Source organism: Streptomyces gobiensis, assembly GCF_021216675.1.
Taxonomy (GTDB): Bacteria; Actinomycetota; Actinomycetes; order Streptomycetales; family Streptomycetaceae; genus Streptomyces; species Streptomyces gobiensis.
Genome location: NZ_CP086120.1, coordinates 1,094,662 through 1,118,340, shown reverse-complemented (window position 1 = coordinate 1,118,340; position 23,679 = coordinate 1,094,662). Strand labels below are relative to the sequence as shown.

Genomic DNA, 23,679 nt, shown 5'->3' with positions numbered 1-23,679 from the left:
CGTGTCATCATCCAGGATCCGCCCAACCAGGGCTTGGCTCAAGCGCAGCAGCCGCCTCCGCAACAGCCACCGCCGCCCTGCGGCGGTGGCTGTTGCGGAGACGGGGAACTGCCGCCGACCGCCACCGCCGACAGCAGCTTCACGGTGTCCTGGTGCCCGGCCGGGCAGTCCGCGGGCGCACCGGACTGGGCCATCGGCCGGTTTACCTCGAAGGATCTCCCGCACTCCCGGCAGCGATACTCATATCTTGGCATGGCAGCAGAATAGCCGCAGGTCAGCGTTGTGAGGCCCGGTTGCCGCGGATGTCCTGCACCACACCGGCCACGGTTTCCTTGATCGCGTCCAGCTCGGTCAGAAACCGCCAGTAGTCCGGGTGCCGCCCTCCTGACTCCAGCTGGGCCAGCGCCCGGTCCAGCCGCGCCACGGAGTCGTCCAGCGGCCCGGCATGCCGGGGATCGGGCGTGCTCCGCCCAGCCATCGCCAGCCGCTGTGCGTCGCGGATCGCGAACCGCGCCCGCTCGGTCTCCTTCTCATGGTTGAACGAGACCTCATTGAGCCGCTGCAACCGCTCACCGGCCGCCGCGACCGCGCCATCCCCGGTGTTCAGCAGCGCCCGCACCGAGGCCAGCAGCGCGGTGGCGTCCTCCCAGCGCTGCTCATGACGGGCCCGCTGGGCCTCCCGCACCTTCTGCTCGGCCTCACCAGCGGCCCGCTGCGCCTCCTGGGGCACCTGCTGCAGATCCTGCCAGCACGCGGCGCTGAACCGCCGCCGCAGCTCGCTCAGCACCGGCTCGACCGAGCCCGCCCGGTTGGCCAGCGCCTGCGCCCGGGTCCGCAGTGAGGCCAGCCGGCGATCCAGCTCGGCTGCCTTCTCCGGCAGCCGCCGCGCCTCCTCCCGGATCGCCTCGGCCTGCCGCTGCACATCCTCAGCCCGCCGGATCGTCTCCCGCACCCCGTGCTGCCCGGCACCCTGGTTGAGCTTGGTCAGCTCCGGCCCGAGCGCGGCCAGCCGGGCCGCGAGACCGTCAGCCGCGAGACCGGCGGCCCGTACCGCGTCGAGCGCCTGTGTCGCGGCGAGCAGCGACTGCCGACCCCGCTCCACGGCGGGGGCCACCTGGGCGAGCTGGGTCTCGGCGTGCTCCAGCAGCCCGCCGATGCTGTGCGCGAACCGCTCCAGATCAACCCTGGTCTGCTCAAGCTGCCCCTTGACCCGGCTCAGATCGTGCAGGGCCCGGGACGCGGCGGTGGCGTCGAGCCCGTCCCGGTCGAGATCATGGGAGTCGACGGCGCTGATGTACGCATGGCTCACCTCGTCGATACGGCGCCCGAACTCCGCGAAGTCGTCGGCGGTCTTCCGGGCGGGCGGCGAATCATCGACGGCGGTGATCGTCTCAATCGAGATCCGCAGATCCCGCTGGGCGGTGTCCAGCTCATAGAAGGCTGCCGCGGCGGCGTCCTTGGCGGCTTGCGCATCGGCCCGCAGATTCTCCGCGCGCCCACTGCCCCAGCCCCACCGCCGAGTGCCGCCCCCGCTCATCGCTGCCACGCAATCCTCTCCAGTGTGCCGCCGCCAGTGGATCGGATCTCATTCTCCCATCCTGGCGGAGGGAACACACGAGCCAGTCATGCCCCGGGCCCGGGGCCAGGGCACTCCCGGTGCCGGGTATCCTTTACCCTCGTTGTGCACGGGCGCATAGCTCAGCGGTAGAGCGCCGCCCTTACAAGGCGGATGTCGTAGGTTCGAACCCTACTGCGCCCACATATCCAAGCGGCGCGGTCCCGTGCGGGACCGCGCCGCTTAGCTCCGTTTTCTGCTTAGCTCCGTTTTCTGCGGCTGTACGCGGCGTAGCTGAGGCCCGCACCTGCCGTGAGGGCCCCAAGAGCACCGGACAGCAGCGCCCGGAGGTGGTTGACGCCGGTGTCGGCGAGGTCGCCCGTGGGGGAGGACTCGGCGGCGGCTGACCGCTGGGCGCTGAGGCAGCCGGTGAAGGGCACATGGTGGGTCTCAGCGCCCGCCGCTGTCAGGGACTTGGCGATGACGGTGCCCTTCAGCGGTCCGCTCGTGCCGAGGTCGACGGTGGCGTGGGGGGCCAACACCGTACCGGGCCAGGAGGTGCCGGGCTGCTTCACGATCGCGGTGGCGTCCAGGAAGTTCCACAGGAGCTTCGACGGGAGGCCCGGCGGGCCGCTGATGTCATGGGTGCCACCGTCGCTCATGTCGTAGGTGCTGCCGGAGACATTGACCAGCGCGGTGGCGCCCTTAGGAAACTCAAAGACGATGCGCTGTGCGCTGGCGAGCTGGATGGCGCTGACCGGGAAGACATTCAGCGTGGAGTCCTCGCCCGTCAGGGTCAGTTCGGAGTCACCGCCGGAGATGGTACGGGTGACGCTGCCTTGGGCGGGACGGGCGCCCAGCGTGGCGGAGAGCTTGCGCAGCTTACCGAACTCGGCCGCGAAGTCGAACAGCGTGGAGCTCTCCATCGCCCTGCTGCCGGACTTGAGTACGGCGGGTCTGCCCTCCAACGCGCCGTAAACGGCTGTACCCCGCTCCAGCACGGTGAAGGCGTCGCTGCCCACGGCGCCATTGCGCAGGGTGCCGCCCACGACCAGCGTGGCCCCGCCCGGCAGCTTCTCGGTGGTGGAGAGCTGGCGGCCGAGACTGAAGCCCTCGGTGAAGTCGGCGTCCCCGCCAATGGCGATGGCACCCTCGCTGTCGGACGTATGGACCGCGTCGCCCTCGATGAACTCGTTGTATGACCTGGCGATGCCCAGGTGATCGCGGCAGGAGCTGCTAGCGCTGGCGCTAGCCGTGCCTGGCAGGGCCAGTGCCAGGGATCCGCCCACCAGCACGGCGGCGACGGAAGCGGATAGGCGCATATGACGCATGATCGCTAGCCGGTGACCGACGGGTCAAGGCTGGTTGTCGCCAACGTGCACCATGATTCGCATGGCCATCCCACGGCCCGCCCGCACCCCCGCCGAGGACTCGGTGGCCGGAATTGAGTCGCAGGGATCACAGGTCCGGCACCCGCCGATGGGGTCGAAGAACGTGATCGGCACGCATCACCATAGAGAGACAGCTCAGGAGTCTTCGGCATTGTTTTGACTGCACCAAGCCGGTCGTCCAAGGAGCTGGAACGCCGGGCGCGCGGAAAGCCTTAACGCGCCTGACTTTTCCTGACTTCGGCGGGGAATGTTGTACGACGGCACCGGTACACCGCTCGTACCCCGGTGGGCGTCGGTCTTCGCCCTGACATGACGTGTGCTGCCCTGACGTTGGGAAGGACGTAGCATGAGCAGTGAGCCGAAAGCCATGGACATCTCGGTGGCATCGGATTTCTGGGATCACCTCCCATTCGATGTCCGCAGCGAGACGTTCCGCGCCGACCCCTACCCCTTCTACGAGCGACTGCGCGCCGACGGCCCGGTGGCCCGGCTCTCCGAAGGCCTGCTGGTGGTCACCGGCTACAGGGAGAGCATGGCGGTGCTCAGCGATCCGCGCTTCGGGTTCGGGTCAGGCTCGATGGAATCGCAGTCGTTCCTCCTGGTCGATCCCCCCGAGCACCGCAGGCTGCGGGCTTGGGTCTCCGCACCCTTCACGGTGCGCGCGGTGGAACGGCTGCGGCCGACGATCGGGCACAAGACCCACGCGCTCATTCAGCAGGCGGCCGGCAAGGGAGAGGTGGATGTGGTCGCCGATCTCGGCGTTCCCCTATCTCTCGATCTTATCTGCGCTCTGGTGGGGGTACCGCTCGACGCCCGGCCGCAGTGGCACGGGGCCTTGTCGTGGCTGACGGCCGGTTTCGACCCGGAGGCGTTGCGGGACCGGAAGACGAGCGAACACGTCGCTTGGGCCCGCCTGGAGTTTGCTCGTTACCTCAAAGGTTTGATCCAAGAGCGCCGACAAGCACCCGGTGACGATCTCGTCAGTGTGCTGGCGGCCCCCGGGCCGGAACGGTCAACGCTCACCGACAGCCAGATCATCACGGCGATCGGCCAGTTGGTCGTAGCCGGCTATGAGCCCACGGTCGACCTGATGGCGAACGGCATGTACGCCCTCCTGCGCCACCCGCAGCAGCTCGCCTATCTCCGTGAGCATCCCAAGGAGGCGTCGGCGGCGGTGGAGGAAGTGATGCGCTATGACCCGCCATTCCAAGTGATCTCCCGGCTGGCGTTGAGTGATGGGGACATCAACGGTCTGGACGTCGCCGCGGGCAGGGTGGTGTGGATCCTGACCGGAGCCGCCAATCGGGACCCGGAAGTCTTTGCCGACCCTCACCGGCTCGACGTCACTCGCTCTCCTCGCCATGTCTCCCTCGGCTGGGGCGAGCACTTCTGTCTTGGCGCCCGGCTCGTGCGAGTACAGGGACAAGCCATGCTGACCGCTTTGGCGCAGTGTCACCCGGTTCTCACTGGTGAGCCGGTGTCCTACCGGCCGACGCTCATGAGGCGTGGTGTCGAGAGGTTGCCAGTAGCCCTGACGGTTCAGCCGGATCAGGAGGGCAGTTGGTCCTGATGCCTGTGGCCTGGGCCGCGCGGTTATCCGTACGGCACGGGCCACAGGTCCCCCGGGCGGGTTTGCTCAGGTGGACGGGTCGGCCTCCACCCGGCCGATCCGTCGCATACAGCGCTGGGCGAGATCGCTGACGGTGGCGCTGTTGAGGAGCTCCACAGTGGGGAGGTCGCAGCCCAGCCGCTGGCGGATCGCGGCCACCAACTCGGCGCCCATGAGGGAGTCGAGGCCGAGCTGGTCCAGGGGTTTGTCGGATGGGATGTGGTCAGCCGTGGTCTGCAGGATCCGGCTGAGAATATCGGTGAGGGCCTCGGTGACCAAGGCGAGAGCCTGGTCCGCCGATACCGTCGCCAACTTCTGGATCAGTTGGTCGTCCTTCCCGCCACCATGACCCGCACTCGAACGGAAGGCCGTAAAGCGAGGAGCGTTGATCCCGCTCACGCTGTGCTGTGCTTGGCCCCAGTCGATCCGCGCCACCATGGCGACCTCTTCACCGCGGGTTACGAGGCTTCCCAGGGCATCGAGGGCCTCACGAGGAGATACAACATCGAGGCCCATCTTGCGCAAGAAGTTGCTGAGTTCATGACGCGCGACATAGCCCACCTCGTCCATGGCCCCCCAGGCGACCGCGAGAGCGGGCCTGACGGAGCGTTGGCGAGCGCGTGCAAGGGATTCAAGGAACAGGTTGGCGCCGACGTAGTTGCTCTGCTGCTTACTGCCCAGCATCGCGGCGGCGGAGGAGTACAGGACGAAAAGGTCAAGTTCACGGTTTCGGGTCAGGCGGTGGAGGACGTCCGCGCCCTGAGCCTTGGCGGCCAGCACCCGCCGTACGCGGTCATCGGTCAGCTCGGCCAGCGGGGCGTCGTCGAGGACCATGGCCGCGTGAACCACTCCGCGCAGCGGGTTTTCGGGGGTATCCGCCTCGGCCAGCACGCTTCTCATTGCCTCCATATCAGCGGTGTCGGCTGCGTGGGTGGTGACGGCGACCCCCAGGGTGCGCAGCTGCTCAAGAAGAGCCGGGGCTTCCGGGGTGTCGGCGCCGCGACGGCCCACGAGGGCCAGACGGCGTGCGCCACGTTCGGCAAGCCAGCGGGCGGTGGCGGCGCCGAGCCCGCTGAGCCCGCCGGTGACCAGGTATGTGCCCTGGCGGCCCACCTCAAACTGCCGGGGCGCCACTTGCAGCATGGGCGGCCTCTCCATGGAGATGACCACCTTGCCGATATGCCGCGAGTGCTGGAGTGCCTCGAATGCCTCAGTGACCCGGTCGGCGGGATAGACGTGATGGAGGATCGGGCGGTAGATGCCCTCGTGCACGCCTTGGACGACCTCCTCGAACTGGGCCGCCATCACACCGGGCCGGGCCTGGGCGAGCCCGGCGAGGTCGGCGGCGCTGAAGGTGATGTTGTGGAGGAAGGGCCGCAGCAGCAGCCTGCTGTTCCCGTACAGGTCGCGCTTGCCCAGCTCGATGAAGCGTCCGCCGGTGCGAAGCGCTTCCAGGCCACGCGTGATGGCCTCTCCGGCCAGTGAGTTGAGGATGACGTCCACCCCCTGACCGCCGGTGAGGGCTTTGACGCGTTCCGCGAAGCCCAGAGTCCGGGAGTCCAGCACATGGTGGATGCCGAGCAGACGCAACAGGTCGCGCTTGGTGGGGGTGCCGGCCGTGGCGATGACGTGGGCACCCGCTCGCTGTGCGTACTGCAGCGCGGCTAGCCCTACCCCGCCGGCGGCGCCGTGCACCAGCACGGTCTCGCCTGGGGACAGCCTCGCCAGATGGTGCAGGCTGTGGTGGACGGTGAGGAAGACCACCGGGAGGGTTGAGGCCTGGGCGAAGCTCATGTGGTCGGGGATGCTGCCCGCCATGGTGGCGGGCACGGTGACATGGGAGCCCAGAGTGCCGGAACCGAAGGCGAAAACTCTGTCGCCGGGGGAGAAGGCCGTAACGCTGGAGCCGACCGAGACGACCGTGCCCGCGCATTCCATTCCAGTGCTGTAGTCGGCGCCCGCGGAATCGCCTTGCCGGTCGTCGAGTGGGACGGCGCCGAGAGCTTGCAGCACGTCACGGTAGTTCAGCGCGGCGGCCCGGACCGAGACGACGATCTCGTCGGGCCCCGGTTGCGCAGTCGCGGCGGGCGACCAGACCAGCCGGTAGGAGCGGCCGGGCTCGCGCAGTCGCAGGGCGAAGGAGGACGAGGCCGTGGCCACCACGCTCCGGCAGAGGTCCGCCCTTTGGCGGACCCGGGGTACGAAGCGCCCCGACCGGGTGAGCAGAATCTCGTCCTCGGCTGTGGGCTCGGTGAGTTCCGCTGCCAGCCTGGCGGCGGCGGCCTCGGGCCGACCACAGTTCTCCAGAGAGACACGGTGGACGAGGAGGCCGGGGTACTCGTTGCCGAGGCAACGCGCCACGCCCCAGGCGGACGATGCTGTGGGGTTCAGGGGCTGTTCGGGCTCGGGCAGCGCGCCCGAGGGAGGCGTGACGAGCCAGAGGCCCGTCTCGGTGTTCTCGGCGAGGCGGTCGGCGGCGACAGCCAGGGACCTCAAGACCGCTGCGTGCTCCACGGCACGGTCCAGGTCCAGATATCCGCCCGCGTCGGATTCCTCCGTTTCGTGTGCGGTGTCCTCGCCCAGCAGCACCACCACACCGGCGGGTTCGGGCCGCTCTGTCAGGAGCGCGGACCAGCGGTCGGTGTCGCGGAGGAGCGGACTGCGCCGAACGGTGAGGCCGCTGGATGTGCTGAGGCGTTCGGCCAGGGCGGCCGCCAGCCGGTCGTGTGCGGGCTCGGACACCACGATCCAGGCCCTGCTCCGGCCGGGGGCAGGGGCGTGTTCGGAAGGCGTGAGTGCGGCTGCGGGCACTGGTCGGCACGACCGCCGGGCCACGAGGACCGAAAAGTCCTCGATGCGGGGCTGTTCGCTGTCCTGCGGGGCATCGTTGCACTCCAGGGCGGTGATCTGTCGGTAGCCGGCTTCACTGAGCAGTTCCCGCCATGCCGCGAGAGACAGCAGCGGCCCCGAGGGGCGCAGGTCCGTGTCCTGCTGATCCCAGAAACTGGGCAGGAGCCCGAACAGCAGGGCCAGGCTGGCCGGGTCGTGCGCCTCCACGACGAGGAGGGTGCCATTGTCGGCCAGCAGCGTACTGACGTGGTCGAGCGCCGGGCGCAGGTGACGGCTGGCGTGCAGTGCGTCGCTGGCCACCACGAGATCGAAGCTGCCTTCGGCGAACCCCTGGCCTACCGGGTCCTGGTCCAGGTCGAGGACCCGGTAGTCGACGAAGTCGTACACCGCGAAGCGGTTCTGGGCGCGGGGGAAGAAGGTGGCGGAGACATCGGTGTATGTATAGCGGGTCCGTTCCGGTGGCAGTACCGGCAGCAGGAAGGCGGTGGTTCCCCCGGTGCCCGCGCCGACCTCGAGGACGCGCAGGGGCCGGTCGGCGGGCCACTGCCTGACCATGGTCTCCACGACCGCGCGTGCGCCCCGGTTGGCGCAGTACGTCATGCCCGTGTCGGTGTAGAACTCTTCCAGGAGGTAGCGGTTGGCTTCCGAGAAGATTTCTTCCATGGGATCGCGATCGCCCCGCAGCACGGCCACGAGCTGTGTGCCGAAGCGGCCGAGGAGCGACAGTCCCACCGCCTGCTCCGGGTGCTCGTCTGTGAGCGCGCGGAACCGCTCCTGGGGCTGTGCCGGCCGCAGCATACGCCAACGGCGGTCGCCGCCTGCGGGATTGTCGTCCCCTGCGGTCATCACCGGCTCGACCAGACCATGGGCGTGTGCCGTCTCCAGCAGCAGGCCGAGCAGCTTCGCATACTGGGGGAGTGCCCCGGCAGCGATGAGGTCCGCGATGGTGAACGGGCCGCCCTCGGCGTCGGCATCCGCCAGCAGGGTGCCCACCGCCGCCGTGCCGAAGTGCGCTGCCAGCTCCCGTGCGATCACGAAGGCGGCCGCGCCGCCACAGCGCTGCCAGGTGGCCTGCGTGCCGCGTACCTCGTCGCGGCAGAGCCGGGCGATTTCACGTGGGTCGACAACCGTGTCAGCCGCTGCGAAGTCCTGTCCCTCACGCGGCGCCGCCCGCATAACGGTGGAGTAGTGCGGTCCTGGCGTGCGGGCCGCCTCGTCGAACCGGCGCAGCCGGCACCCTTCGAGGGTGAGGCAGATCAGACCGTTGGCAGCGAGCACCGTCACATCCCACAGTGCCTCGCGCTCGGATATCGCCCGGGAGCGGACATGGATGTGCCCGGTGGAGGGCATGCGGCGCCAGGCGCGGACCCGGTCGATGGCCACCGGCAGGAAACCTGCCTGGTCGGCGATGCCCTTCTCGATGAGTGGCAAGCCGGCCTGCAGGGCGCCGTCGAGGAGCGTGGGATGCGCCTCGTAGCCGGACAGGTCCGTCACACCGCTGTAGCGCGCCAGGACCTGATCAACCCCGGACAGCAGGTGCTCGCTGAGCACCTGGAAGGCGGGGCCGTAGTGCAGGCCCCCGCGTGCGGCAGCGGTGTAGTGCTCCTCCACGGCCTTGCGCCCGGGCAGGTCGGCGGCGATCTCATCGAGGTCCATGAGTCCGGGAGGGGGCGCATAGAGCCGCCGGACACGGGCGCGGGCGTGCTGCTGCCACGTTTCCGAACCCTGGGCGCGGGCGGCGATCTGCACGATGCCGTCGTCGGTCGACAGGGTCGTCTGGAGCTGGAGTTCTGGTTCATCCCCGAAGGGCAGCACCAGGGCTCGCGGGATGGTCAGGTCCGTGATCTCCACGGATTCCTTGTGCACGCGCCGGCCGGCGGCCAGGGCCATTTCCACCAGCCCTGTCGCCGGCATGACGACTGCCTCGCCGATCTTGTGGTCGGCCAGCCAGGGCAGTCGTGCCGGGTCGAAGGGACCGTGCCAGGTCGGTTCGGCGGCCGCGGCGCGTTCCCCGAGCAGAGGGTGGTCGATGGTCCCGTCTCCGCAGCCCCCTACCCAGAGAGAGGGGTCGCCGTTCCAGTGGCGCTCACGTTCCCAGGGATAGGCGGGCAGGTCCACCACCCGCCCCGGGCGCGGGAAGAACACGCTCTCGCCGCCGCCGTGCCCTGCGGCCAGCAGGTGAGCGACGGCTGAGCGCACAGCCGCCGGACCGTCGGTGTCACGGCGCAGCGTGGGCAGCACTGTGGCCGACGAGGGCGACTGACGGGAGCCTGCCAGGCGGCGCAGGTAGCCGCCCAGCACCGGGTGCGGGCCGACCTCGACGAACGTCTCGCAGCCGAGCTCCAGCAATCGCTCGATCGCGGAGGCGAACAGTACGGGCTGGCGAAGGTTGCGCCACCAGTACGAGGGGTCCATGGCGCCGTAGTCCAGCAGGGCGCCCGTCGTGGCGGAGGCGTAATGGACGTCGCCACGCCGGGCCTTGAGGCCGTCGAGCGCGGTCAGCAACCCGTCCCGCAACGGATCCATGGCGTGGCTGTGGAAGGCGTAGTCCAGCCCGAGGTCGCGGAAGAAGACACCCTGGCCCTGAAGTGTCCGCCCCAGCTCGGCCAGGGCGGTCTTGTCACCGCTGACGGTTATGTCCTGCCCGCTGTTGATCCCGGCGATCTCCAAGCGGCCGGTATAGGGGGACAGATAGTGCCGGATGCGCTCGGGGTCCGCGCCGACGGCCGCCATGCCCCAGTTCCCCGCGGTCGAAGCCTGCGCCCGCGAGCGCTCGACGACCACCCGGGCCGCAGCGTCCAGGCTGAGTACGCCGGCCGTCCAGGCTGCGGCCATCTCGCCCGCGCTGTGCCCGACCACCCAGGTGGGCCGGATGCCATGGGTACGCAGTACGGATACGAGGCCCACCTGCACGGCGAAGAGCAGGGGCTGGGCGACATCGGTGGTGTCTGCTCGCCGACGGTCGGCGGGGGCGGTCAGCTCCGCCAGCACCGACCAATCCAGCAACGGGCGCAGGGCTTCGTCCGCGTCCGCCACGCCCGCGAGGAACGAGGGCTCGGTGTTGAGCAGGTCCGCGCCCATGCCCGCCCACTGCGAGCCGTTGCCGGAGAAGGCCAGCGCGACACCGGATTGCCTCGCCGCGGGTGCCAGGGCGCCCGCCACCTCCTGCTCCCCTTCGGCCAGCCGGTACAGATGGGTTGCCGCCTCTGTCGGATCGGCGGCCAGCACCACGGCCCGCTGTTCATGCCGGCCGCGCCGCAGAAAAGCGGTGCAGGCCAGGTCGTAGAACTCTTCGGGGGCGCATTGCCGGAGGCGGTCGGCCATACGACGGGCCGCGGCCAGGGCGGCGGTGCGAGTGCGGGCTGATACCAGCACGGGTAGCCGGTTCTCGTTGGCTCCGGGGGTGCGGGCAGGCACGGGTTCCGGGCCGCGCGCGAGGATGACGTGGGCGTTGGCGCCGCCGAATCCGAAAGAGTTCACCCCGGCCACGGCCCGGCTTCCCGACGGGATGTCCAGCGGCCGTGTCTCGACGGCCGGTGCCAGCCGCCACCCCTCAAAGTCGATCTCCGGGTTGAGCGGGCGCGCATGCAGGTTCGCGGGCACCTGTCCGTGCCGGAGGACGAGCATGGCCTTGAGCAGGCCGGCCATGCCGGACGCGGGCTCCATGTGGCCAAGGTGACTCTTGGCCGACCCGACCGGAAGCGCACGGCCCGGCGCGCGCTTCTGGGCCAGCGCCTCGCCCACCGCCTGGCACTCCACCGGGTCCCCTACGGGCGTACCGGTGCCGTGCATCTCCACATACGCGACCTCGTCGGGGGACACGCCCGCGGCCGCGTACACCTCGCGCAGCAGGGCCGCCTGAGCGTCGGCGCTGGGCTGTGCCAGCCCAGGAGTACGCCCATCGGTGTTGACACCGCTGCCCAGGATGACGGCCCGCACTCGGTCGCCGTCTTCCAGCGCGCGCGACAGCGGCTTGAGCACGACCAGACCGCCTCCCTCGGCCCGTACATAGCCGTCCGCATCGGCGGAGAAGGTGCGGCAGCGGTGGGTGGGGGACAGCATCGAGGCCTTGGAGAAACCCACGTACTCGAAAGGGCTGAGCAGAACGTGGGCGCCTGCCGCCAACGCCATGGTGCAGCGGTCGCCGCGCAGTGCTTCGCAGGCATGGTGAACGGCCACCAGGGAGGAGGAGCAAGCCGTGTCCACCGTGACGCTGGGGCCGCGCAGGTCCAGGAAGTGTGATACCCGGTTGGCTATGTTGGCAGCCGCTCCGCCTGACATGGTGTAGGCGTTGGCGGACCGGGAGTCGAGTCCCTGCAGAGCCGCGAAGGACTGGCTGGAAGAGCCGACATAGACCGCGGTGCTGGAGCCGGTGAGTGCGGTGGTGGCGATACCGGCGTCGTCGACGGCTTCGACCGCCATCTCGAGCAGCATGCGCTGCAGCGGATCCAGGCGTCCGGCTTCTCGGGGGGACATGTTGAAGTACCCGGCGTCAAAACCTTGAATGCCCGTCAGGAACCCACCGGCCGTGGAGTAGGCCTTTCCGGGACGCCGTGGGTCGGGGTCGAACCAGCGGCTCGCGTCGAAACGCTCGGGAGGGGCTTCGCTGATCAGGTCGCGCCCTTCGAGGAGCGCGGTCCAGAACTCGTCGGGGCTGGCGATGTCGGCAGGCAGTCGGCAGGAAACGCCCACGATGGCAATGGCATCGTGGGCCGGGGCGCCCGGGAGAGAAGCCGAAGGTGAAAACGCCACAGAGCACTCCTTCAAGATCTATTCCTGACAGCAGGAGAACGGAAGGGGACATGCGGACAGGTGGAAGGCGCTGACAGCGGCCATAGGTTCTGATCAACATAAACATAAGCAGAGATGCCAGATGCATCAATGGGTGGAGGTATTTCAATCTCTAAAAGATGGAAATATGTCAGAAGTCTTCTAAATATCAATCAATACTGGGCGGTGTTATATGCAGAAAATCCTATTACATATTTGCGCTTACTGTCTCTATTTGCCAAGTAAACGTGTGAGGCATCTTCCCAGGTTTTTCTGGGCAGCCACTACGGGGTGGCGCGGGGGTGTGGCGCTCAACTGACCAAGCAGAAAAGGGGGTTCAGTGGAAAGGCCGACAACAGACGGCATTTACCCGCTCATTGACAGTGTTTCGGGTAACACGCCGGACATCCACTCCACGGCCTTCGTTGCCCCCACCGCGGTCATCCTCGGAGCGGCGCGTCTGGGGGCCCGGTCCAGCGTCTGGTATCACGCCGTGCTGCGTGCGGATTACGACATGATCGAGGTGGGAGAGGAGTCCAATGTGCAGGACGGTGTGGTCCTGCATGCCGACCCCGGCTATCCCGTGAGAATCGGCGCCCGCGTCTCCATCGGCCACAACTCCACAGTGCACGGCTGCCATGTGGAGGACGACGTACTGATCGGCATGGGCACCGTCCTGCTCAACGGCAGCCGCATCGGGCGGGGTTGCATCGTTGCGGCGGGCACCGTGGTCCCCGAAAACCGTCGCATCGCGCCTAGCTCCGTCGTGGCCGGCCCCAGGGCCGCTCTGGTACGCCCTGTGCAGCAGGAGGATCTGGCCGCGATCCAGGTCGTTGCACGCGCCAACCTCGCCATGTCACGCCTTCACCGGTCTCGGGCGGAACCACCCCACCAGCGGGAGGGGTCCCCGTGACCGGCTCCGGTACCGCCCGCGGTGGACCCGCGGTGCGACGGCCGCGGGTGGTGCTGGCAGTCGTGTCCAGCACTGTCTTCATGGCCATGCTCGACAATCTCGCCGTCAACAACGCGCTGCCCAGTATCGGAGAAGAGCTGGACGTGGGCGTCAGCGGACTGCAATGGGTGGTGGCGAGCTACACCCTCATCTTCGCCGCCACATTGCTGTCCGCCAGCGTCCTCGGTGACTGGCTCGGCCAGCGGCCCGCCTTTCTCGTCGGGTTGCTCATCTTCATCGCGGGATCCGCGCTTGGCGCCATCGCGCCCACCTGGTCCCTGCTTGTGGCCGGGCGCCTGGTCCAAGGGGCCGGAGCCGCTGTTGTCATGCCGGCCAGTACCGCCCTACTGCGCCACACCTTCACCGAAGACCGAAGACGAGCCAGGGCGATGGGGGTGCGGGGCGCGGCTGCCGGCCTGGGGCTCGCACTCGGCCCATCCATCGGTGGCCCCTTGGTCGACTCGCTCGGGTGGCGCAGCGTCATGTGGATCAACATTCCGATTGGCGCGGTCGCATTCGTCCTCGCCTTACGGGTGCTGCCGCGACCACCCGCCGTTGCGGCCCGGTGGGACCCCATCGGCCAAGCCCTCGCCGTCACCGGACTGGGCAGTCTGGTGTACGCCCTGGTCCAGGGACCGGTCGACGGCTGGCGGGCACCCACCGTCCGGGTCACCCTCGTGGTGGCGGTCCTGTCGTTGCTCGCCTTCGTCCTGGTCGAATGGCGGGGTGCACGGCCCATGCTGGACCTCAGGCTGCTGCGAGACAGAGTCTGCGGTGCTGCGGCTGTCGCCTACTTCACGGCCAGCATGGGACTGTTCGGCGGCGTTTTCTTCCTGAGCATCTACCTCCAGGACATCCTCGGCTGGTCGGCGTCGGGCGCCGGCGCCGTGTTCCTGTCGGCCTCGGCGTTCATCGTGCTCGCTGCCCCCGCCGCCGGCGCCCTGACCGGCCGTTACGGAGCCCGCGCCCCCCTGACCCTGGGTATGGCACTGAGCGCCCTCGCCCTGCTGGGGCTCAGCCGGTACGGCCGCGACGCCGCATACGCCGATTACTGGTGGCTACTGCCCATGCTCGGCACCGGAGCGGGCCTCACGTTCATCCCCGCATTGGTCGCGGTCGTTCAACGCTCACCGGTCAGCAGGACCGGGATGGCGTCGGCTCTCATGGACGCCCTGCGGGAACTCGGTGGAGCCGTCGGCGTCGCGGCCCTGGGCGCGGTCCTTACGGCCCGGATGCGCGCTTCACTTCACCAACAGGCGGCGGCATCCGGCCTCCCCTCCGGCCAAACGCATGACCTGGTCGATTCGGTCATCTCCCAGGGGCCGACAGCCGGCTTCGATGCTCCGATGCCCGCAGCCGACCCGGCACGCCTGGCTATCTGGGTACAACAGTCCTTCGTCGACGGGCTCCAGCTGGCATTGCGTTGCGGTGCCGCCGCCCTTGCCTGCGCGCTTGCCGCAGTTGTGCTGCTCCTGTGGGGTGCATCCGGTCGTGGTGAAGCCGCATTGACCATGGGGCGTCACCACGACGTGAAATCTCGACACCAATAGGCCGACAGGCTTGGAAGCGCTGTAGTGCAGAAGGCAACCGCCCCCGGGCTGAAACGCGGAGGCTAGGCCCTGTCCCGGTCCTCGTCCGGGGTTTCGTTGTCGCAGCCGCCTAGTTCTTCGGACAGCTCGTGGACCAGTGCGGTCAGATCGCGTGGCCGGTCCGGGGTCCACCAGTCGCCGAGCAGCTCGGCCAGGGCCTTCTCCCGGGCGACCGAGAGCCGGTCGGCGGCATCCTGGCCGGAGGCGGTGAGGATCAGGGGCAGCCCCTCACGTACCGCCAGACCGCGCTCCTCGATCTGCCGGGCCCCGGCGGCGACGATGCCCCGGTCGATCCCGGTGCGTTCGGCGAGCAGGGCCGGTACGACCGAGCCATAACGGTGAATCCGCAGCAACAGCCAGCTCGCCGCAGGCCGTAGGTCAAGACCGGCGTCCTCGGTGAGCCGGACGTACAGACCCTTCTGGCCCTCGCGGCTGCTCAACAGGGTCAGCGCGCGGATGAGTTCATCGCGGGAGGAACGCTCCACCGGGTTGACAGCCAGGGTTTCGCTCTCATCCGGTACCTGCACACTGGCGCGTAGCGGGGTCTCCTTGAGGAACCACGCGAGGACAAAGGCGGCCAGGGTCACGGGAACCGCCCAGAGGAAGATATCGGTGATCGACTCGGCGTAGGCGTGCAGCGCCCCGGCTTGCTCCTCGGCGGTGAGCTCGGCGACGGCACGCGGGTCTTCCTGCAGCGTCTGGGGGGTGACCCCGGGTGGCAGTGGCTCGCCCTCCAGCGCGGTTTCCAGCCGGGGGCCAAGCTTGTTGGTGAAGATCGTGCCGAAGACGGCGACCCCGACCGAGGCGCCGATCGAGCGGGAGAAGCTGGCGCCTGAGGTGGCGACGCCAAGGTCCCGGTAATCCACCGCGTTCTGCACGATGAGCACCAGCACCTGCATCACCAGGCCGAGTCCCAGTCCGAAGACCAGGAAGTAGACGCTGATCTCCCAGGTGGCGCTGTGCTGGTCGAGATTATGGAGCAGCAGCAGGCCGATCGTGGTGACGGCGGTGCCCAGGATGGGGAAGACCTTCCAGCGGCCGGTGCGGCTGACGATCTGGCCGGAGAGGGTTGAGGTGGTCAGGATGCCGAGGACCATCGGCAGCAGATGCACACCGGACAGGGTCGGTGAGACGCCGTGCACGACCTGGAGGAAGGTCGGCAGATAGGTCATTGAGCCGAACATCGCGAAGCCGATGACAAAGCCGATGACCGAGCAGATGGTGAAGGTACGGATGCCGAAGAGCTTCAGCGGCAGCACCGGTTCGGCGGCCCGTCGCTCAACGCGGATGAACGCCGCGAGCAGCACCACGCCCAGCACCCCGAGCCCGGTGATCTGCGGGGAGTCCCAGGCCCAGGTGGTGCCGCCGAGCGAGGTCGCCAGCACCACGCAGGCGGCGACGGAGGCGATGAGGAAGGTGCCGAGATAGTCGATCCGGTGCTTCTCGGCACGCACCGGAATGTGCAGCACCGTGGCGATGACAAAGAGTGCGAGGGCACCGAGCGGCAGATTGATGTAGAAGACCCAGCGCCAGGTCAGATGGTCCACGAACAGTCCGCCGAGCAGCGGGCCGAGCACGCTGGTGACACCGAAGACCGCACCGAACAGGCCCTGGTAGCGGCCGCGGTCCCGGGGCGGCATCAGGTCGCCGACGATCGCCATCGACAGCACCATCAGCCCGCCGCCGCCCAGGCCCTGTACCGCGCGGAAGGCGATCAGCTCCGCCATGTTCTGCGACAGCCCGCACAGTGCGGAGCCGATCAGGAAGATGACGATCGCGCTCTGGAACAGCCGCTTGCGTCCGTACTGGTCGCCGAGCTTGCCCCACAGCGGGGTGGCGGCGGTCGCGGCGAGCAGATACGCGGTGACCACCCAGGAGAGGTGGTTCATACCGCCGAGGTCGCTGACGATGGTGGGCAGCGCGGTGGACACGATGGTCTGGTCGAGCGCGGCCAGCAGCATCCCCATGAGCAGGGCGCCCATGGCCAGATAGAGGGTGCGCTTGGGCTGGCCGGTTTCCCGCGCCGCGGGCCGCGCATGCGTCATAAACCCATGGTCAGCGCTGTGCGGCCGACCGTACAGCGGAGTGAGGCCATTGGCGTCACAGGGGTCCAGTACTCTTTTTGCGATTCCGAGGGAGGGGCGCCACCGTGACCGGAGTTCAGCAATGTCCGGTTTGCCGTAGACCAGGAGACAAGGCGGGCCGGCCGTCCTGCCACTGCGCGGCCGTGAAGGCGGTGTTCCGGCCAGCCGACCTGCCCGAGGAGGGGCCCGACCCAGCGGATGTGGCGCTGTTCCCCGCCGGTCCGGCTCGTAGCGCCGATGAGAGGGTCGCCATACGTCCCGTATCGCACCGCCGCCGCAGGGGGCCGGGACGCGCGATCGCCATCGGTGGCGCGGCGCTGGCTGTGGTCGGCTGTGCGGTGTTCGTCGCTGCGCTGAAGGAGGGGGACCGGGATGTGGAGGACGAGGCGCGGCCCGATGGCGGCAGACCGTCGGCAGTGACGCCCACGGACCCGGCGTCCGCGACCGGCGGTCCGGTGCGCCCGAGCGGCAGCCCCTCCATATCGAGCCCATCGCCCAGCGCGAGTGCGTCCCGCTCCCGGCGCGCGGTGGCGGACGAGGAGGCGTCGGCCTCCCGCAGCCCGGCGGCGTCGGGCACTACGGATACGGCCCCGTCCGCCGGTGCGCCGTCGAGCGCGTCAACCGTATCGGGCGGGTCAGGCGGGTCAGACGGGTCAGGCGGGTCAGGCGTGTCAGACGCGTCGGGTGCGGAGGCGACAACGAGCGGCGGCCGACCGGCGCAGGGCGGCGGGACTCTGCGGCAGGGCGACTCCGGTCCCGAGGTCGCCGAGCTGCAGCGGCGGCTCGCGCAGGTCAATCTCTACAGCGACCCGGTCGACGGCGAATACGACGACGGGGTCCGTTACGCGGTCCAGCGCTATCAGAGCGGATATGGCGTGCGGGGCGACGCCGAGGGCGTGTACGGCCCGAACACCCGCCGCTCACTGGAGGAAAGAACGGACTGATCGCCCCCGGGGCGGAGGCGGGGGCGGGCTGGCGTTGTGGCGGGGTGGTTTGTATGGTGGGGAAACAAAGTGGCTCCGTTCGCTTCCCGCACCTGACGGCGGGTTCCCTGACCGGCGGACGGGGCCACTCCTTCTTCCCCTGGAGGCGCTCACCATGGACGACGCTGCTCCCGTGATACTCACCGCCCGCGCGCTGCTGCTCGACATGGACGGCACCCTGGTGAACTCCGACGCCGCGGTGGAGCGGGTCTGGCGGGGGTGGGCCGCCGAGCAGGGCATGGATCCGGGCGAGGTCCTCAAGGTCGTGCACGGCCGACAGGGGTACGCCACGATGGCGATCCTCCTCCCGGACCGTCCGATGGCGGAGAACTACGCCGACAACCGGCGGCTGCTGGCCCAGGAGACCGCCGACACCGCGGGCATTGTGCCGATACCGGGCGCGGCCGCTTTTCTGGCCGCGCTTGAGGGGGCGCCGCACGCGCTGGTGACCTCGGCGGATGCCGCGCTCGCCACGGCCCGGATGACCGCAGCGGGGCTGCGGATCCCCCAGATCTGTATCACCGCTGAGTCGGTGAGCGCGAGCAAGCCGGACCCGGAGGGTTTTCTCAAGGGGGCGGCGGAGCTGGGGGTCGATCCTGCGGACTGCGTTGTCCTCGAGGACTCCGAGGCGGGGGTCGCCGCGGGGAAGGCGGCGGGTATGCGGGTGCTGGGGGTCGGGGCGCGGGCGGGGGCTTTCGCGCCGACGGGGGTTGTCGACACGTTGGAGGGTCTGCGCGTTTCGGTGCTTCCCGACGGGACGATCCAGCTGCGGCTGCCCTAGCCCGGGTGGGGTTTCCCCGTGTCCCGGCCCCTTCCCGGCTGTGCCGGTGTGCGGCCCCGCCGCGTGGCCGGGCTTCGCCCGGCTGCGGGGTGCCGTAGTGGGTGTCCCCGTACCCCGCCCCTTCCCGGCTGCACCGATGTGCGGCCGCCGCGTGGCGGGGCTTGCGCCCCTGGGCGCGGGAGTCCTGGCGCGGGCTCGCCGGGTGGCCCCGTTGCCGGGCCATGCCCGCGCAACTACTGGCTGGGGGTGCTGTGGTGGGTGTCCCCGTATCCCTCCCCCAGCTACCGCTGGGAGGTGCCCCCACCTTCCCGTAACCGGGGCTTTGCCCCGGGGCCCCGGGGTTTGCCGGTGCGGGCCGGTGGCCCGGTTGTGCCCACCAAGCGTCGCGAGCCCCGTTACGGGGCGGGCCGGAGCGTCGTGGCTGGTGTCGGTGGGTGGTTGCGTAGCAGGGCGGGCCCACGCCCCTCGCGGGGCTGCGAGTGCCCACAACCTGGGGTGGGGGTCTGGGGGCGGAGCCCCCGGTTTCGGGAAGGGGCCGGGTCAGGGGAAAGCCTCGTAGAGGCTCCATGCGCCGAGTGTGGCCATCACCCCCGCCGCCACGCGAGTGATCACGCGCAGCGGCACCCGCCTCATCAGCGCGCGGCCGCCGAGGATGCCCAGTCCGGCCACCGCCCAGAGCGCCAGCACCGCGCCGATGCCGACCGACACCGGATCGTCGTACCGCGCCGCGAGGTTCGCCGTCATGATCTGCGTCAGATCGCCGAACTCCGCGACGATGATGAGCATGAAGCCGCTGCTCGCGACCTTCCAGAAGGACTGGTCGGCGGGCTGCCGCACATCCTCCCCGCCGTCGTCCTTCTGCCAGAGCAGCATTGCCGCCCCGCCGAGGAAGAGCAGACCGACGACCGCCGCGAGCAGCCGCTGCGGCAGCAGGGCGAGCACGCTGCCGGCGGCGATCGCCAGCGCGACATGCAGGGTAAAAGCGGTCGCGACGCCGATGAAGACATACGAAGCGCGGTAGCGGGTGCCGAGCACCAGACCGGCCAGAGCCGTCTTGTCGGGCAGCTCGGCAAGGAAGACGACGCAGAACACGACGGCGGCGACGGTAAAGCTGAACACGAGCGGATTCCTCTTGGGGTCGGCCGTGCCGACAGGATCCGCGGGGAGCGCGCACACTTCGGCACGGCAGCGTCCAGGACACTGCTGCCGAAGGTCTCGCTGGCGCACCCGCACTGGTGCGCTCCGGGCGCCGGGGCGGGATAAACCGCCCAGTATGTCGACGATCCGGCGAAGAGCTACTCCCCTTCAGATACGAACACCCTACGGCATCCCCTTGCGGTGCAGCCGTCCCCGGGCGATCAGCTCCAGCGTCACCGCCACCGCGACCACCTGCACCAGCACCAGCGCGACCAGCACAAACAGCTGTACCGCCCCGGCCATCAGGGGCGAGGCGCCACCCAGCAGCATGCCGACGAACGCCCCGGGCAGTGTGACCAGACCCACCGTCCGGGTCTGGTCAAGACCCGGCAGCAGGGCTTCCGAGGCCACGGGCCGGGCGATCTCCAGCCGGGCCTCCCGCTCCAGCAGTCCCAGGGCCATCCCCGCCTCCACCTCACCGCGCCGACCGTGCAGCTCGGCCAGGGCCCGCCGCCCGGCGAGCACGGTCGCGGTGAGCGCGCCACCGATGAGGATGCCCGCGATGGGGATGAGCGCGATCCCCTCAACCGGCACCAGCCCGGTGAGCACCAGCGTGGCGATGACCGGGAGGACCCCGGCGGCGATGGGTGCCGTGGCCCACCACCAGGTCCGGTTGCCGGTGATACGGCGGCCCGCGGTCCATACCGCCACGGTGAACATCAGGGCGACAAAGCCGAGCAGCGTGGGGACCGCGCCCACGGCCCAGCCGATGATCAGGGAGACAGCGGCGAGCTGGACGGTGGCGCGTAGCCCGGCGGTGATCACGGCGCGGGCGTATCCAGCACCGCTGTCCTGGGTGAGGCGGGCGAACGCGGCCACACCGGCGGCGGTGAGCAGCAAGGCCGCGAGGAGTATGCCGAGGACCGGGTTGACGGGCAGCAGGGCTTCGGCCGCCAGATGTGCGGGCGCTGACACCTGATCACCTTACGGCGGCCACCGCGGATGGAACGCATCGGACGGCACATAGGCCTTGTTATGACGTGTCCATGTCTTCAGCCTGTTACCTGTGGCCCGCCGGGAGGAAACCCTGCGGCGTCACCATGCCGGAGCGAAGCCCAGCACGATCCCCCACTCAATTCCCCCCCCACCCTCTCAATTCCCCCCACTCTCCGGGAGTTCGTATGCACAGCACCAGTCTCTACGCGCGTCAAGCCCGTGCCCCGCTGGCCGTCGGCGCGGCCCTGTGCGGTCTGCTCATCGGTCTGACCCTGATGACACCCGCCGCCCAGGCGGCGCCCCCCACTCCGCCCAGTGCGGGCGAGGCCCGCACCGTGCTGGCCGGGCTGACCGAAGCCGTCGAAGGGTCCATGGACGGCTACAGCCGGGACCTCTTCCCGCACTGGATCGACCAGGGCGACCGCTGCAACACCCGGGAGGTCGTCCTCGAGCGGGACGGCGAGGACGTCCAGAGGGACGATCAGTGCCGGGCCATCGGTGGCAGCTGGCTCTCGGAGTTCGACGGCGCCACCCTGAACGACGCCGCGGATGTGGACATCGACCACCTGGTCCCGCTCGCGGAGGCCTGGCGCTCCGGCGCCCGGGACTGGTCCGCGGCCAAGCGGCGGTCCTTCGCCAACAATCTCAGTGCCGCGCAGCTGATCGCCGTATCCGCCACCTCCAACCGCCAGAAGGGCGACAAGGACCCAGCCAACTGGCTGCCGCGCGACGCGTACCACTGTGTCTATGCCCGCTCCTGGGTCTGGGTCAAGAACAACTACGGCATGACCGTTGATTCCGCCGAAAAGGCCGCACTCACCAGCACTTTGAACAACTGCTGACGACAGGGACAGGCTGCCCCCGTCCGGAAGGTGATCCATCCCACAGCGGAGGCCCACGCTCCGGACGGGGGTTCGACTCCGGGCGGCCGGGCAGCATGATGGGCGCTACCCCGCATGCCCATCACCCTCAGGAGTCAACAACGTGGCCGACCACCACGACCGTCACATCGCCATCGTGGGTGCCGGGCCGCGCGGCACAAGTGTGCTGGAACGGCTGTGCGCCTCAGCCCCGGAACTGCTCGCGCCGGGGACCCGGCTGACGGTTCATGTGGTGGACTCGTCCCCGGCCGGGGCGGGGCAGGTGTGGCGTACGGCGCAGCCGGCCGAGCTGCTGATGAACACCGTCGCCTCGCAGGTCACACTCTTCACTGACCACAGCGTCGACTGCGCAGGCCCGATACGCCCCGGCCCGAGCCTGTACGAGTGGCACGAGCGCCGAAGCCCCGGCGCTCTGGGCCCGGATGACTACCCGACCCGTGCGCTGTACGGCCGTTATCTGGAGTGGGTCTTCGCCCGGATCCTGCGCGATGCCCCGGAGAACATCTCCATACGGATACACACGGACCGCGCGGTAGGGCTCGACGACGCCCCCGACGGCTCTCAGGTCCTGGAGCTGGCGGACGGCACCCGGCTGACCGGGCTGGCTGCCGTGGTGCTGGCCCAGGGCCACCTCCCGGCCTTCCCGGACCCGGAGCAGGAACGCCTCGCCTCGTATGCCGCCACCCACGGCCTGCGCTACCTCCGGCCCGGCAACCCGGCCGATCTCACCACCGAGCTCGCCGCCCTCGCCCCCGGCCAACCGGTCCTGCTGCGCGGGCTCGGCCTCACCTTCTTCGACCATATGGCCCTGCTGACCACCGCCCGGGGCGGCCGCTTCACCGACGATGGCGCGGGCGGCTTGCGCTACCTGCCCTCCGGCAAGGAGCCCCGTCTCTACGCGGGTTCCCGGCGCGGCGTCCCGTACCACGCTCGCGGCGACAACGCGAAGGGTCCGCACGGCCGTCACACCCCGCTGCTTCTCACCCCGGACACCATCGCTCAGTTCCGCAAACGGGTCATGGCGGACGACGCACCGGACTTTCTGACCGATGTCTGGCCCCTGGTGGCGAAGGAGGTCGAAACCGTCTACTATGAGGCGCTGCTCGCACACGGCGCCGGACCGGGCCGCGGCGACGCCCGGGGACCGCGGGGAATGCGGGAATTGCGGGGCTTCCGGGGAGCCTTCCTCGCCGCACCACACCGCAGCGCCGAAGAGACGGCCGTACTGGATGAGTTCGGCGTCGCGGCCAGCGAACGCTGGGACTGGGACAGCGTGTCCCACCCGGATACGGGCCGCACCTTCACCGGTCCGGCGGCGTACCACGGCTGGCTGCTGGCACGGCTCCGCGAGGACATCGAACACGCCCGGTTGGGGAATGTCGACGGCCCGGTCAAGGCCGCCCTCGACGTACTGCGCGATCTGCGCAATGAGCTGCGCCAGATCGTTGACCACGGCGGCCTGACCGGGGCGTCCCGACGCGATCACCTGGACCGCTGGTACACCCCGCTCAACGCCTTCCTCTCCATCGGCCCGCCCCGCCAACGGATCGCGGAGATGGCCGCACTGATCGAGGCCGGGGTGCTCACGGTGGTCGGACCGGGGCTGGAGGTGAGCCTGGACACAACGGGCGGATTCCTCGCGCGTTCACCCAGGGTGCCCGGGTCCATGGTGCGGGCGACCGCGCTGATCGAGGCGCGGCTGCCCGAGCCGGATCTGCGGCGCACCGCTGATCCGCTGCTGGCCGCGCTCCTCGCCTCCGGTGTGTGCCGCCCGCATACCGTCGGCGGCGCAGGCGGCTACGAGACCGGTGGAGTCGATGTCACCCAGTCTCCGTACCGCCTGATCGACGCTCAGGGCCGCCCGCATCCGCACCGCTTCGCGGTGGGGGTACCCACAGAGGGCGTGCACTGGGTGACGGCGGCGGGTGCCCGGCCCGGCGTCAATTCGGTAACGCTGATGGACACCGACGCGATCGCCCTGGCAGCGCTGCGGTCGGTACCTAAGCCGCGCAGCCCGGATACCTATGACGCGCCCGCACACCAGGACAACTCCAACTCCACCCCCGTCGCAACTCCTTAGCCGGCTTAATCGGCCTAGGCC

At 69.6% G+C, this 23,679-nt stretch carries 14 protein-coding genes and 1 tRNA gene; 8 read left to right on the top strand and 7 right to left on the bottom strand.

Going from position 1 to position 23,679, the window contains the following annotated elements:
• Positions 1-38 precede the first annotated feature (38 nt).
• Complete coding sequence (locus tag test1122_RS05165; RefSeq protein WP_232267969.1) at positions 39-254, bottom strand: FmdB family zinc ribbon protein; 216 nt, start codon at positions 252-254, stop codon at positions 39-41.
• 20 nt (positions 255-274) lie between these two features.
• A complete protein-coding gene (locus tag test1122_RS05160; protein WP_232271769.1) occupies positions 275-1,537 on the bottom strand; it encodes a hypothetical protein in 1,263 nt (420 codons plus the stop codon).
• Positions 1,538-1,687: 150 nt separating this feature from the next.
• Here test1122_RS05160 and test1122_RS05155 point away from each other — a divergent pair.
• Positions 1,688-1,759 (top strand) — tRNA-Val (locus test1122_RS05155).
• A gap of 56 nt (positions 1,760-1,815) precedes the next feature.
• Here test1122_RS05155 and test1122_RS05150 read toward each other — a convergent pair.
• On the bottom strand, positions 1,816-2,877 hold the full coding sequence (locus test1122_RS05150; RefSeq protein ID WP_232267968.1) for a choice-of-anchor A family protein: 1,062 nt from the start codon (positions 2,875-2,877) through the stop codon (positions 1,816-1,818).
• A 415-nt stretch (positions 2,878-3,292) separates the two neighbouring features.
• Between test1122_RS05150 and test1122_RS05145 the strand changes: the two genes are divergently transcribed.
• Positions 3,293-4,516 (top strand): cytochrome P450, encoded by a 1,224-nt coding sequence (locus test1122_RS05145; RefSeq protein ID WP_232267967.1) that lies wholly within the window; start codon positions 3,293-3,295, stop codon positions 4,514-4,516.
• Positions 4,517-4,582: 66 nt separating this feature from the next.
• Here the strand turns inward: test1122_RS05145 and test1122_RS05140 are convergent, their stop codons facing one another.
• Positions 4,583-12,157, bottom strand: a complete 7,575-nt coding sequence (locus test1122_RS05140) for a type I polyketide synthase (RefSeq protein WP_232267966.1) — start codon at positions 12,155-12,157, stop codon at positions 4,583-4,585.
• 358 nt (positions 12,158-12,515) lie between these two features.
• On the opposite strand from test1122_RS05140, the gene test1122_RS05135 reads away from it, so the two are divergent.
• Together test1122_RS05135 and test1122_RS05130 are read left to right on the top strand one after the other, a co-directional pair.
• Positions 12,516-13,088, top strand: coding sequence for a gamma carbonic anhydrase family protein (locus test1122_RS05135; RefSeq protein ID WP_232267965.1), 573 nt, complete (start codon positions 12,516-12,518; stop codon positions 13,086-13,088).
• 62 nt (positions 13,089-13,150) lie between these two features.
• Entirely contained in the window at positions 13,151-14,677 is a 1,527-nt protein-coding gene (locus test1122_RS05130) for a DHA2 family efflux MFS transporter permease subunit (RefSeq protein ID WP_232267964.1), read from the top strand.
• A 62-nt stretch (positions 14,678-14,739) separates the two neighbouring features.
• Here test1122_RS05130 and test1122_RS05125 read toward each other — a convergent pair whose 3' ends face one another.
• On the bottom strand, positions 14,740-16,761 hold the full coding sequence (locus tag test1122_RS05125; protein WP_232267963.1) for an MFS transporter: 2,022 nt from the start codon (positions 16,759-16,761) through the stop codon (positions 14,740-14,742).
• A 182-nt stretch (positions 16,762-16,943) separates the two neighbouring features.
• On the opposite strand from test1122_RS05125, the gene test1122_RS05120 reads away from it, so the two are divergent.
• Both test1122_RS05120 and test1122_RS05115 read left to right on the top strand, forming a co-directional pair.
• Positions 16,944-17,744 carry a peptidoglycan-binding domain-containing protein gene (locus tag test1122_RS05120; protein WP_232267962.1) on the top strand — a complete coding sequence of 267 codons (801 nt, stop codon included), beginning with the start codon at positions 16,944-16,946 and terminating at the stop codon, positions 17,742-17,744.
• 154 nt (positions 17,745-17,898) lie between these two features.
• Positions 17,899-18,564, top strand: a complete 666-nt coding sequence (locus tag test1122_RS05115; protein ID WP_232267961.1) for an HAD-IA family hydrolase — start codon at positions 17,899-17,901, stop codon at positions 18,562-18,564.
• Positions 18,565-19,104: 540 nt separating this feature from the next.
• Here test1122_RS05115 and test1122_RS05110 read toward each other — a convergent pair.
• Positions 19,105-19,683, bottom strand: coding sequence for a TMEM165/GDT1 family protein (locus tag test1122_RS05110; protein WP_232267960.1), 579 nt, complete (start codon positions 19,681-19,683; stop codon positions 19,105-19,107).
• A gap of 201 nt (positions 19,684-19,884) precedes the next feature.
• A complete protein-coding gene (locus test1122_RS05105) occupies positions 19,885-20,676 on the bottom strand; it encodes an ABC transporter permease (RefSeq protein WP_232267959.1) in 792 nt (263 codons plus the stop codon).
• Positions 20,677-20,882: 206 nt separating this feature from the next.
• Here test1122_RS05105 and test1122_RS05100 point away from each other — a divergent pair, with 206 nt between their 5' ends.
• Positions 20,883-21,539, top strand: a complete 657-nt coding sequence (locus tag test1122_RS05100) for an HNH endonuclease family protein (protein WP_232267958.1) — start codon at positions 20,883-20,885, stop codon at positions 21,537-21,539.
• A gap of 142 nt (positions 21,540-21,681) precedes the next feature.
• Complete coding sequence (locus tag test1122_RS05095) at positions 21,682-23,658, top strand: FAD/NAD(P)-binding protein (protein WP_232267957.1); 1,977 nt, start codon at positions 21,682-21,684, stop codon at positions 23,656-23,658.
• Positions 23,659-23,679 lie beyond the last annotated feature (21 nt).

What these genes read in the sequence shown, in the direction of transcription:
- test1122_RS05165 (WP_232267969.1), bottom strand. Translation starts at nt 254, where the DNA reads ATGCCAAGATATGAGTATCGCTGCCGGGAGTGCGGGAGATCCTTCGAG.
- test1122_RS05160 (WP_232271769.1), bottom strand. Translation starts at nt 1,537, where the DNA reads ATGAGCGGGGGCGGCACTCGGCGGTGGGGCTGGGGCAGTGGGCGCGCG.
- test1122_RS05150 (WP_232267968.1), bottom strand. Translation starts at nt 2,877, where the DNA reads ATGCGCCTATCCGCTTCCGTCGCCGCCGTGCTGGTGGGCGGATCCCTG.
- test1122_RS05145 (WP_232267967.1), top strand. Translation starts at nt 3,293, where the DNA reads ATGAGCAGTGAGCCGAAAGCCATGGACATCTCGGTGGCATCGGATTTC.
- test1122_RS05125 (WP_232267963.1), bottom strand. Translation starts at nt 16,761, where the DNA reads ATGACGCATGCGCGGCCCGCGGCGCGGGAAACCGGCCAGCCCAAGCGC.
- test1122_RS05115 (WP_232267961.1), top strand. Translation starts at nt 17,899, where the DNA reads ATGGACGACGCTGCTCCCGTGATACTCACCGCCCGCGCGCTGCTGCTC.
- test1122_RS05100 (WP_232267958.1), top strand. Translation starts at nt 20,883, where the DNA reads ATGCACAGCACCAGTCTCTACGCGCGTCAAGCCCGTGCCCCGCTGGCC.